This is a genomic window from Wolbachia endosymbiont (group A) of Lasioglossum fulvicorne, assembly GCF_964028605.1.
GTDB lineage: Bacteria > Pseudomonadota > Alphaproteobacteria > Rickettsiales > Anaplasmataceae > Wolbachia.
Window position 1 is genome coordinate 984,288 of record NZ_OZ034798.1, and the last position, 12,447, is coordinate 996,734.

The following is a 12,447-nucleotide window of genomic DNA, read 5'->3' on the forward strand; positions in this document are numbered from 1 at the left end:
CTTAGTTTATTCCTTTCTTGAGATCATGTACAGGTTCTAAGAGAGAAAATTATTTTAGATAATGGACAATCATTACTTGATTATGAAGTTTTAGAGCACATTTTATATTCAGCATATAGTAGAATTGATGTAAAACCGGTGGCAAAGAGTTTGATAGAAAATTTTGGCAGCTTAAATAAAGTTTTTAATGCTGACCTGGAAGCGCTGCAAAACGTTGATGGTGTCAGCAATGCAGCGATATCTGCCATCTTTTGTGTGAAACAAGCCTTCGTTCGTTCTGCAAGGGAAGAAATAAAAGACCTGCCTGTAATCGATAACTGGGAAAAATTGCTTGATTATTTAAGAATAAGTATAGGAAGCCTCAATAAGGAAAATTTTCGCGTCATCTATATGAATAAAAAGTATCGTCTAATAGCGGAAGACCTGCAAAATATTGGTACAGTAGATCAAACTCCTCTTTATGTCAGAGAGATCATCAAGCGCGCACTTTTGATTGGTTCAACATCCATTGTAATATCTCACAATCATCCAAGCGGAGATACACAACCTTCAAATAGCGATATATCTCTCACTAGGCAACTAGCAGAAGCTTGCCAAAGTATAGGAATAGAATTAATAGACCACATTATTATTACATTCAGTAGCTATTTTAGTTTCAAGGAAAATAGGCTGTTGTGAAAGCTTTTATAGCTACAGTAACTTAGATTTACCGACAATCGTCATTCCGCTACGTGTTAGCGGCTAAGAGATACCGTGACGGGATGACGTAGGGGTTGCCGAGAACTTGTCATTCCAGTGCTTGACACTGGAATCCAGTTTTCTTTACAAATTCACCAAAAGTGCTTCATTCTATAACGCAAAACCCATACTCACCAAACTCAATGTATTACTTGCAATTAAGTTTTCTGGATCCCAGTGTCACGCACTGGGATGACAAGAAAGAGGGCACTGGAATAACAGGAGAAGAAGGCACTGGAATGACGAATTTGTCGTTTTTTAAATTGGTTGCTAAACCAGAATTACTTTAGCTATAGATTCTTTTACCGCACTCTTGCAATCAAGTTTCGTTAAAAGTCAGATTGCAGAGTTATAGCTCTTTTCATAGAAGTCCGGATGTGATAAGATAAGGATAGACGATGATAAGGAGGTTGAGTGCCAGCAGCATATAGTTATGACTTAAGGAAAAAAGCAATGGAAGCGCTAGAGGAGGGAGGAAGCAGAGAAACAGTGGCAGCAAGATTTAAAATTGGACGAACTACTTTATGGGAGTGGCAGCAAAGAAGAAAAGAAACAGGAGACTTTCAATCAAAAAAACTTGAAAATGGAGGTTACAATCACAAAATTACCGACTGGGATGCCTTTGCTAAATTTGCCAGAGAAAACGGAGGAAAGACTCTGTCGGAAATGGCTAAACTTTGGGGCAACGTTAGTATCCAAACGATCCACCGAGCTCTCAGAAAAATTGGATTTACGCGCAAAAAAAGACATATGGATACAAGGAAAGAAACGAAGAAAAACGTGCTGAATTCTTAAAAATTATAGCAACAAAAGAACCAGAAAACTTAGTTTATATAGATGAGTCTGGCATTGATAACACAGAGGACTATCCATATGGGTATTGCCAGAAAGGACAGCGGTTTTATGGCCTAAAATCTGGGAAGAAAACTCAACGAATCAGTATGGTTGCAGCCTTAAGTAGAAGAAAGATAGTTGCTCCATTAACCTTTGAAGGCCACTGTAATATGGATGTTTTTAATGGATGGTTTGAGCAATTTTTGACACCGATCTTGGAACCTGGACAGACTGTCATTCTTGACAATGCTACTTTTCATAAGTCTGGTAAGATTATCGAGCTTGCTAGAGGAGTTGGTGCAGAAATTTTGTATCTGCCGCCGTATTCTCCAGATTTCAACAAAATTGAGCATCATTGGTTTGCTATAAAAAACAGAGCTAGGAAAAACATTCCTCTATTCGAATCCTTTCGTCGTGCTGTTGATTCTGCCTTCCTATGACCTGTTCGGACTATTATGAGAAATGCTATAAATCTTCCACCCAAATAACCACACATTCTACTTGCTTGTTTGGATATATTTCTTGTACTAAGGTTTTATAGATCAACATTTGCTTTTTTATTTCATTTAATGAGGAAACAGAAACGTTACGGTGTGATTTGTAGTCAATTATGATTGCTTTATCTTGCGTTATGCATAGCCTATCTAGTCGTACTAATACTGACTTGCCATCAATTGTTCCACTCAGTGTAATCTCTGATTTGCCTTCCAAGTCAAACAAATAGCCATATTTTTCATTAAAGGCTAATATTTTACTGTAAATTTCATCCTTATCTTCACTGATGTTGATGTTATCAAGGTATTTTCTGACCCAATTTTTTCTCCTTTCTTTTTCTATCTTGGGCATATACTGCAATATGCTGTGAATGATCATGCCTCTTGCATAACCATCTGTCATCCCAATGCTCCTTGTTGTCATTCCATCACTCTCATCTGTCATTCCAATACCCCTATTTGTCATCCCAGTGCTTGACACTGGCTTTTTTTCTCCAGGTCCCAGCGTCACGTGCTGAAATGACATCGAAGAGTGAGTAGCTGATGCTGGCTTTTCTTCTTTTTTACTGGATTCCAGTGTCAAGCACTGGAATGACAGGGGAGGACGCTGGGATGACACCGAAGAGTGGGCTAAAGCTGGCGGAAGGGAAATGACCGGAACGTCAAAGTAATCACGTTTTTTATAAATGTAAGGGTAGTTTGCATTCACACATAGTACTTCAACTTTTTCTTTAAATATTGGCTGTAAGTATGCCTGTTTCTTTTCATATAGTTCTCCATACTGAGTGATTAGATCATACCAAGAGCCCTTTTGCACTGGCTCTTTACTTAAGATGTATAACTCATCTTCAGCACGTGTAAGTGCTACGTATAATAAACGCAAATATTCATTATAATCCTCTAGTTTTTTCTCTCTTTTTACTTGATCGCAATAAGCGTTGTTGTTTTTTCCACACCAAAATGGCACTTCTGTTCCATCAAAGATAATGCTTTCACTGTTTCTTGGCACTGTGTTTGTATCAACCAAAAATACTATGGGAGCTTGCAGACCTTTTGATTTATGAATTGTCATTATTCGCACAGCATTGCGTTCTGATTGCATATCATTCTTAATCTCCGGGTTATTCTCCTTGATCCACTGAACAAACGCTTGAAGAGATGGGTTTTCAAATTGCAACACAAGGTTCATAAATTCGTCTAGAACCTCGAAGCACTCAAGACCTAGCCTTGCAGCAAATTTCTTCTTACCTGTGCGCAGTATATGCGTGAATAATGCGAGAGGGGATTCTGTGCGAGATAAGTTAATGAGATAGTTTAATTCACTATAGATAACCACAGAATAATCCTTAATTTTTTCCCATAGTGAATGCTCTTTACGATCATATGCAATGTTAAATAAATCATCCTCGGTAAAATTAAATAGTGGTGATTTTAAAGCATTTGCAAGAGCTAAATCATTTGCCTGGAGGAGTAAAAATTCGGCCAAAGCTATTAAGTCCTGCACGGCTATATAGTCCATAATTCTAAAATAATCCCGGCCTACAACTGGCACGTTTGCTTTTTTAAGTTCGCTTATTATGTAATCAACTAATACGTTTCGTTGTCGTACCAGAACCATAATGTCTCTTGGTTCTATATGGCGATCTTTAGCGACTAAAATCCGCCCTTCGTTTAACCAATTGTGAATTCTGTTAGCTATTGTTTGAGCAAGTAATCGATCTGCTATTGTATAACCTTCCTTACATGTTAGAGGAATTTGTAAAGCTTGCTGTTCTTTCTCTTTGCGCCTTGGTAAAGCTGGCCAAATTTCAATATATCCTTGATCATTTTCTCTATGTGGAACATGTTTTATTTCATTATCAACAAAAGATATTTCTGCGCGGAAGTTGTTAAATAATCTGTCTACAAGCATCAAAACTTCTGGAGTTGAGCGAAATGACTTTTCAAGTTGGCATGATATCCAATCTCTACCACCAGTTTTCGTATGAAAGTATTGTTGCATATAGTTGAATAGATGGGGATTTGCTCCTTGAAATCTGTATATGGATTGTTTTACGTCACCAACTACAAATAAGGTTCGCTTTTCATCATTACCGGCAAAAAATTCATCGCAGAGATTTGTTATAATTTTCCACTGGCTGATGCTATTGTCTTGTGCCTCGTCAACAAGGATGTGATCTATTTTTTGATCTAAGTTAAACAATATCCAATCTTTATAGTTTGGATTGCTGAGAAGATTTGTTGCTAAGTTGATTATATCATTGTAGTCAAGCAGTGCATTTTTTGATTTTTCACTATTATACAAATCAATATATACTTTAAATATACCAAGTAAGCTACTGGTTCTCTTGAATATTTGATAAGAGTTCATGTCTCTTATATGGGTAAATACTACATTCTGAACGCTCTCTATTATTTGTTCTGCATCTTTGAATTTCTCCAAAATACTTTTTGTTGCAATGGATGATATGCTCTTTTTTTCGTGCGATTCTGATTTTAGAAATACCTTGGCTAGGTTTTCTATTTTGGTGTCATTCCACTTTATTCCGGTGTCATCCAAGTAGCTGACACTGGTTCTTTTTTTCTGGATTCCAGTGTCAAGCACTGGAATGACAGTAGAATAAAGTATTGCACTATAACTCTGATCTCTTTTACTGCCTTCACTTAATATCTCGGCTAATTTTTTTATCTGCTCAGTCGTTTCACTCTGTAAATCATGAATCTCATCCGGAGCATTGAGTTTTTCTTTTACGTATTTTAAATCATTTGCTGACGCAAATCTTTTTATACATAAAGTATAAAGCAAATCGCGTAGTTTATTTTCATCAATTTCATCTGCAATAAGGTTGATATCATCCTGCACAGTTTCGTTATGAAGCACTTTATTGAATATGATGGAATGTAATTCTTTACATTCACTCAGTGTACAATTTGGGGCGATACCAGCTTCTATGGGAAAGTTGGAAATTAATTTGTAACAGAAAGCATGTATGGTTTGTATAGTTAGACCAAGATTTTCCAGTTCAGAGAAAAGCCTTCTTGCTCTTGTTAAATAATCTTTATTTTCTCTGGATCCCATTGTCACGCACTGGGATGACAAGTAGGGATGCTGGGATGACATCGAAGGGTGGGCTACTGGATTTTCACTTAAATCGTGGTTATGTGGTGCTATCACCTCAGCATCATTCTCCGTTATTTCTGCGTCATCCCCTGTCATCCCAGTGCTTGACACTGGGATCCATTCTTTTTTTTTACTGGATTCCAGCGTCACGCGCTGGAATGACATCGGAAAGAAATCTAGTTGTTCTAGATCTGCTGCCAACACACTATCTGAACATATTGCCCACTTACTGAGTATGCTGTGAATGCGATTTTCCATCTCGTTTGCTGCAGCATTGGTAAATGTTAAGCAAAGAATATTTCTTTTGTTTTCTAATAAAAGTCTCAATACTCTGTCTATTAAGATTTTTGTTTTGCCTGTACCAGCAGATGCATTTACCCATACAGAGAAATTAGGATTTATGGCATTTGATCTCATCAGAAGTGCGAGAACCTTATATAAAGTTGACTAAAATAGCATTATACATATAATGTAAAAATAGTGTTAGTGAAGATACATAATGAAAAGTTTTTGTGTAAAGGCGCCTGCAAAAATCAATCTTTTTTTGCATGTTGTAGACAAAAAAGAAACAGGATATCACTTGATTGAAGGTTTATTTGTCTTTGCTAATCTCTCTAATTTTTTGGAAATAAAAGTAGGTGAGAAGGATTCTAGATACGATAACTCTACAGTTGAATTTATAAACTCCGAGTCTAGAATAAATAACCAGTATAACACTGTAACGAAAGCGGTTAATCTGCTGCTTAGGCATGCTCCTGTACGCACTAAAGTCATTGTAAAGGTTGTAAAAAATATACCAATTGCTGCAGGACTTGGTAGCGGATCCTCAGATGCTGGAGCTGTGGTACGTACGCTAGGGAAGTTATGGGAGATTGATAGGACGATTTTAAATGAAATAGCCTTAAACGTTGGTGCTGATGTTCCAGCAAGCGTAGATAGTAAGCCTGTTTTTGTTAGAGGTATTGGCGAAGAATTATGCCACATTAAAAAATTCTCTTTACCCACAAATGTGGTGCTTGTGAAACCGAAAAAAAGGTTTTTGAGTACAACAGAGGTATTTTCTAAACATGAAGGAAAATTTTCTGAGCCAATTAAATGGAGCGATGACGCTGAAAAGGATTTGTTGAAGCTTCTTAAAGAGACGAGAAACGATCTTCAAGAAATAGCAATAAGCTTTGTACCTGAAATTAAGGATGTGATATCAACACTTGAGTCACAAGAAGGCTCTATACTTTCTCGCATGTCAGGCAGTGGTGTATCATGCTTTGGAATATTCGATAGTGAGGAAAATGCAAAAGCTGCTGCAGTTAATATCAGAAAAAAGCAACCAGGATGGTGGGTATGCAACACTCAATTAATAGTTTGACTTTATGCCCTTAATTTCCAAGAATAAAAATCTTATAAGTGGTTATAGGGAAGGAAAATTTTTGGTGAATAATAGAGAATATTGTGGCTCAATTATAGTTTTTCCTGAAAAGGTGATTAAATTGAAAGAAAGTGATATAAATAGTAAGGAACATTTTAAATCTTTTTTAACAGAGGAAATAGAAATTTTGATAATAGGTACTGGTAAAACACGCAATATACCAAGTTCTTCAGTGAAGTCCTATCTTATGGAACAAAAAGGTTTAAATTTTGAATTTATGACAACCGGTGCAGCATGCAGAACCCATAACGTTTTAATATCCGAAGATAGATTTGTTGTCGGTTATCTAATAGCCATATAGCATGTTTGAAATGTTTACCCAGGATTTTTTCATCAACAGTCTAGTTGCAGTATTCGTAATTAGCCTAGTAACAGGCGCTTTAGGATCGTTTATGATATGGCAAAGGTTATCTTATCTTGGTGATAGTTTGTCCCATTCTTCATTGCTTGGTGTTGCACTTGCTTTAATCTTTAAGATTAGCCCATCGCTTAGCATAATGCTCATTGCAATTACATTTGCTATACTACTTTCTCTTAATTTTAACAGATTATATTCTGCTGATACGATATTGAACATTGTTACCAATGTAGTTTTATCATCGAGTTTAATACTTATGTCTTTTCTTCCATCTGGCAATAATAGTATTATTAGCTCACTGTTTGGTGATATATTAACGCTCGATCAAAGTGATATAATATCGATTTTTTTAACCTCTGTAATAGTTACTTTGATATTAATATTTAGATGGCGTTATTGGCTAATGATTTCAATTAATCAAGATTTAGCAGTAGTTGAGAAGATTAATGTTAATTTTGTTAGACTAGAATTTTTAATCACTCTTGCTATATTTATAGCAATTGCTGCCCAACTAATAGGAATATTACTCATTGCTGCATTTTTGCTAATACCAGCAGCATCTGCAAGGCTCATCTCGAAAACTCCAATGCAGATGATTATTGTTGCAACAGTTTTTTCTGTGATCTCTGGGATATCGGGTCTCATGTTATCTGCAAGTTTTGATTTGTTAACTGGACCTGCAATTATACTTGTTGCAGCCGTATATTTAATTATCGCTTATTTTATAAGGCTAGTATTAAGCAGGTTGGCTTAATTTTAGTCTCGAATGTTAATAATTTTGTAATATGCTCATTATAAAACATCACTATCTTAGCACAATTTGCTATATTATTGTTTATGTGCTAATGATAAGATGTTAGTTTTATGGAGTAAGCAATATGAGCGAAGAAGGATTTTTTTCTAAATATATAGTACAACCTATGAAAAATTTTTACAATAAGTGTGCTTCTTTTTGGAGGAAGGATGCGTCAGATGATGTGGCAGATGATGCGCATAATATTGTACAAGAAAGCTTAGAGCCTTTGGATACTCATGTACAGTCAAATGAGAATGATATCATATAGATGGCATGAGGGTTACACCATCCAAAGTTAAAAAATTCCTAGAGAAACCTGATGCTTTAAGTGGTGTGTTAATTCATGGAAGTGATAACAGTAGGGTTGGTTTTTATGTACAAGAAATAATTGCTAATTTGGATGAGTATTCAGTTCAGGTGATGGATTTTGCAATAGTGAATAAGTCACCCGGTTTACTGTTTTCTGAATTGGCAAACATTTCGATGTTTACCAGCAAAAAATTAATTAAGCTGATAAATGTGAGTGGAGGTATATCCAAAGAGTTAAAAAACGTGTTGGATTATAACGCAAGTGGTCATTATGTAATGATGGTAGCAAGTGATCTTCCATATAATTCTGCGACTAAAAGTTATATGGAGAGTTCAAAAATTTTTGGTGTGATTGCTTGCTATAAGGACAGCAACAGCAATCTTTATGACATTATATCAAGTTACTTAAAACAAAATGATATAAAATGCACAAATGAGATAATCTACCATTTGCAATCTTACTTTAATCATAGCAAGCTGCCTATATGTTCAGAACTTGAGAAGTTAGTTTTGTACTTAGGGGAGAGAAAAGACCTAAAACTTACTGATATAGAATTATGCTTTTCAACTTACGGCAACGACTATGCTACACTTGATGATCTATGCTCTGCCATAGCAAGTAAAGATATGTCGCGCTTCATTAGAATTTCTGATGCATTGATATCGCAAGAAAATTTTTCACCGATAGCGCTAATTCGCATTATATCAAATTATTTCCTACACCTTGAAACCGTTTTGCTGTCAGTGCAAGGTGGAATGAGTGAGCAGGCTGCGATTGATCAGCTAAGCCCTCCATTGTTTTTTAAACAATTGCAGAGTTTTAAATCTCATTTGAGAAGTTTGCAACTTTCAGAACTTAAGAAGATCTTGGAAAAATTGATAAGCTTAGAAGTTACCTGTAAAAAAACTGATTTAGATCATAAAATGATTTTTCAACATAAGATTTATCATATTACAAATACAATTACTTCCTATAGCTAACAAAGATAAGGTGTAATCAGACTGCATTCTGTGATTTTAGCAAAACACGATCTTTCATTTGAGCTTTCTTCAATTTAAAATAAATACAGAAAATTGCTGCCTATAGCTAAACTGACTTAGATTTACCGACAATTTGAAAAACCGTCATTCCGCTACTTATTAGCGGATGAGATACCGCGAATGAATCGCGGTATGACGATTCGTGGCGGCATGACGATGAGCTCGTCATCCCGCTACTTGTTAGCGGGATCTATGCTAAGAGATACCGCGGCGGCATGACGCGTTATAGCTCTTTTCATAGAAGTCCGGATGTGATAAGATAAGGATAGACGATGATAAGGAGGTTGAGTGCCAGCAGCATATAGTTATGACTTAAGGAAAAAAGCAATGGAAGCGCTAGAGGAGGGAGGAAGCAGAGAAACAGTGGCAGCAAGATTTAAAATTGGACGAACTATAGCTCTTTTCATAGAAGTCCGGATGTGATAAGATAAGGATAGACGATGATAAGGAGGTTGAGTGCCAGCAGCATATAGTTATGACTTAAGGAAAAAAGCAATGGAAGCGCTAGAGGAGGGAGGAAGCAGAGAAACAGTGGCAGCAAGATTTAAAATTGGACGAACTACTTTATGGGAGTGGCAGCAAAGAAGAAAAGAAACAGGAGACTTTCAATCAAAAAAACTTGGAAATGGAGGTTACAATCACAAAATTACCGACTGGGATGCCTTTGCTAAATTTGCCAGAGAAAACGGAGGAAAGACTCTGTCGGAAATGGCTAAACTTTGGGGCAACGTTAGTATCCAAACGATCCACCGAGCTCTCAGAAAAATTGGATTTACGCGCAAAAAAAGACATATGGATACAAGGAAAGAAACGAAGAAAAACGTGCTGAATTCTTAAAAATTATAGCAACAAAAGAACCAGAAAACTTAGTTTATATAGATGAGTCTGGCATTGATAACACAGAGGACTATCCATATGGGTATTGCCAGAAAGGACAGCGGTTTTATGGCCTAAAATCTGGAAAGAAAACTCAACGAATCAGTATGGTTGCAGCCTTAAGTAGAAGAAAGATAGTTGCTCCATTAACCTTTGAAGGCCACTGTAATATGGATGTTTTTAATGGATGGTTTGAGCAATTTTTGACACCGATCTTGGAACCTGGACAGACTGTCATTCTTGACAATGCTACTTTTCATAAGTCTGGTAAGATTATCGAGCTTGCTAGAGGAGTTGGTGCAGAAATTTTGTATCTGCCGCCGTATTCTCCAGATTTCAACAAAATTGAGCATCATTGGTTTGCTATAAAAAACAGAGCTAGGAAAAACATTCCTCTATTCGAATCCTTTCGTCGTGCTGTTGATTCTGCCTTCCTATGACCTGTTCGGACTATTATGAGAAATACTATACTTTATGGGAGTGGCAGCAAAGAAGAAAAGAAACAGGAGACTTTCAATCAAAAAAACTTGGAAATGGAGGTTACAATCACAAAATCACCGACTGGGATGCCTTTGCTAAATTTGCCAGAGAAAACGGAGGAAAGACTCTGTCGGAAATGGCTAAACTTTGGGGCAACGTTAGTATCCAAACGATCCACCGAGCTCTCAGAAAAATTGGATTTACGCGCAAAAAAAGACATATGGATACAAGGAAAGAAACGAAGAAAAACGTGCTGAATTCTTAAAAATTATAGCAACAAAAGAACCAGAAAACTTAGTTTATATAGATGAGTCTGGCATTGATAACACAGAGGACTATCCATATGGGTATTGCCAGAAAGGACAGCGGTTTTATGGCCTAAAATCTGGAAAGAAAACTCAACGAATCAGTATGGTTGCAGCCTTAAGTAGAAGAAAGATAGTTGCTCCATTAACCTTTGAAGGCCACTGTAATATGGATGTTTTTAATGGATGGTTTGAGCAATTTTTGACACCGATCTTGGAACCTGGACAGACTGTCATTCTTGACAATGCTACTTTTCATAAGTCTGGTAAGATTATCGAGCTTGCTAGAGGAGTTGGTGCAGAAATTTTGTATCTGCCGCCGTATTCTCCAGATTTCAACAAAATTGAGCATCATTGGTTTGCTATAAAAAACAGAGCTAGGAAAAACATTCCTCTATTCGAATCCTTTCGTCGTGCTGTTGATTCTGCCTTCCTATGACCTGTTCGGACTATTATGAGAAATGCTATACTTAACCGTCATACCGTCACGGTATCTCTAGATTCCGCTAACTAGTAGCGGAATGACGGGTTATCAAATTGTAGGTAAATCTAAGTCAGTTTAGCTATATATGACTCATTTCTTTACTGTAACTTAACAAGAACTGGTCTGTAGCTAATAGTTATTGATAATAAGGGTAATTAACTTTGATAAGAATCTTTTCTGTGTTCAATTGAAGTAATAACTACTGTATGTTCTGGAATATCTATATAGTAAATTATGCGGTAATCGTAGGCTAAGCTGCCCACTTAAATTATGCCGCAAAGGTTTTCCAAGTGTAACCGTTCACAGATTTCCACTTAATTCTTCAATCTCACTAATAGAAAGGCTAGTAAACTTGACAATAGTATTGACATCAACATTATTAGCCAGCATTGCTTTTGCGACTTCAATTTTTCCTTTTTGTATACCTTTCTCTTCAGCAAGATCAAGTCTGTATTCAAGAATGGCTTCTTCTTTGCGTAGATCCATTATCCTTTCTTCATAGGCTACTAAATCTTTTTCGTTCCAACGAAACTTGTCTAACTCATCATACGCCAGCTTTATTATTGGTGCTTTTTCTGCTATCTCTTTTAAGTCCTCTTCTGTTGTTTCTTCTGCGTATTTAAAAAAGAAACACCACCTTTCTATTGTACTTTCTAGCTGCTCTACTTTACTTTTTGAAAATTTGGGCAATTCTATAAAGATAAATTGAAAATCTTTTAAGTAATGGCCGTTGGTTTTTATATCACGTATATTATGAGTAGAGATATAATCAACTTCTTCAGGAAGTAAGTTACAATTTGATATAGCAATAAAGAAGACTTTCTTTAAATCAATGTAATTTCCAGATTTATCTAATTGTCTTGAGTAGGCTTTAGCAGCATATAATTGAGCGCGTTTTTCGAAGCCTTTGTCTCTAGCGAGCTGCATCTCAATCACAAACCTATTACCAATAGAATCCTTGCAGAGAACATCAACAATACTTTGTTTATCAGAGGCAACTTCGGGATCCATAATAGTACTAAGAAACTCAACTTCTTGTATTGCATTTATCTCAGTAAACCCTAAAATATCGTTCAAAAAGTGGATCAGGATATTCTTATTTTTTTCCGTTCCAAAGATTTTTTTGAAACACAAATCATTGCGAGGATCGAGAAATTTTGAAAGAGCCATAGCCAAAGTGCTTAA

The 12,447-nt window shown here is 36.2% G+C and carries 10 protein-coding genes and 1 pseudogene; 9 read left to right on the forward strand and 2 right to left on the reverse strand.

The window, feature by feature from the left end:
• Positions 1-48 precede the first annotated feature (48 nt).
• Positions 49-678, forward strand: coding sequence for a RadC family protein (gene radC / locus ABWU71_RS05400; RefSeq protein ID WP_353284913.1), 630 nt, complete (start codon positions 49-51; stop codon positions 676-678).
• A 474-nt stretch (positions 679-1,152) separates the two neighbouring features.
• Positions 1,153-2,012 (forward strand): IS630 family transposase gene (locus ABWU71_RS05410; RefSeq protein WP_353284226.1). Its coding sequence is split into 2 segments (ribosomal slippage): positions 1,153-1,477 and positions 1,477-2,012, totalling 861 coding nucleotides; the frame shifts between segments, so codons are not numbered across the junction.
• Positions 2,013-2,037: 25 nt separating this feature from the next.
• Here the strand turns inward: ABWU71_RS05410 and ABWU71_RS05415 are convergent.
• The gene (locus ABWU71_RS05415; RefSeq protein ID WP_353284227.1) at positions 2,038-5,604 is read right to left on the reverse strand and encodes a UvrD-helicase domain-containing protein; all 3,567 of its coding nucleotides are present in this window, start codon (positions 5,602-5,604) and stop codon (positions 2,038-2,040) included.
• A gap of 82 nt (positions 5,605-5,686) precedes the next feature.
• On the opposite strand from ABWU71_RS05415, the gene ABWU71_RS05420 reads away from it, so the two are divergent.
• From ABWU71_RS05420 to ABWU71_RS05450, 7 genes and pseudogenes are all read left to right on the forward strand, one after another.
• The gene (locus ABWU71_RS05420) at positions 5,687-6,553 is read left to right on the forward strand and encodes a 4-(cytidine 5'-diphospho)-2-C-methyl-D-erythritol kinase (RefSeq protein WP_353284228.1); all 867 of its coding nucleotides are present in this window, start codon (positions 5,687-5,689) and stop codon (positions 6,551-6,553) included.
• Positions 6,554-6,557: 4 nt separating this feature from the next.
• Positions 6,558-6,914, forward strand: coding sequence for an Mth938-like domain-containing protein (locus ABWU71_RS05425; RefSeq protein WP_353284229.1), 357 nt, complete (start codon positions 6,558-6,560; stop codon positions 6,912-6,914).
• Position 6,915: 1 nt separating this feature from the next.
• Positions 6,916-7,725 carry a metal ABC transporter permease gene (locus tag ABWU71_RS05430; protein WP_353284230.1) on the forward strand — a complete coding sequence of 270 codons (810 nt, stop codon included), beginning with the start codon at positions 6,916-6,918 and terminating at the stop codon, positions 7,723-7,725.
• Positions 7,726-8,040: 315 nt separating this feature from the next.
• On the forward strand, positions 8,041-9,057 hold the full coding sequence (gene holA / locus ABWU71_RS05435) for a DNA polymerase III subunit delta (protein WP_353284231.1): 1,017 nt from the start codon (positions 8,041-8,043) through the stop codon (positions 9,055-9,057).
• A 348-nt stretch (positions 9,058-9,405) separates the two neighbouring features.
• The gene (locus ABWU71_RS05440; protein WP_410530439.1) at positions 9,406-9,540 is read left to right on the forward strand and encodes an IS630 transposase-related protein; all 135 of its coding nucleotides are present in this window, start codon (positions 9,406-9,408) and stop codon (positions 9,538-9,540) included.
• Positions 9,541-9,573: 33 nt separating this feature from the next.
• Positions 9,574-10,433, forward strand: a protein-coding gene (locus ABWU71_RS05445; protein WP_353284076.1) for an IS630 family transposase whose coding sequence is annotated in 2 segments (ribosomal slippage) — positions 9,574-9,898 and positions 9,898-10,433 — 861 coding nt in all. Because the reading frame shifts where the segments join, the coding sequence is not laid out codon by codon here.
• Positions 10,434-10,462: 29 nt separating this feature from the next.
• Positions 10,463-11,217: pseudogene (locus tag ABWU71_RS05450) on the forward strand (IS630 family transposase); the annotation flags it as partial.
• A 345-nt stretch (positions 11,218-11,562) separates the two neighbouring features.
• Here ABWU71_RS05450 and ABWU71_RS05455 read toward each other — a convergent pair.
• Positions 11,563-12,432, reverse strand: a complete 870-nt coding sequence (locus ABWU71_RS05455) for an Rpn family recombination-promoting nuclease/putative transposase (protein WP_353284232.1) — start codon at positions 12,430-12,432, stop codon at positions 11,563-11,565.
• Between the last annotated feature and the right edge of the window lie 15 nt (positions 12,433-12,447).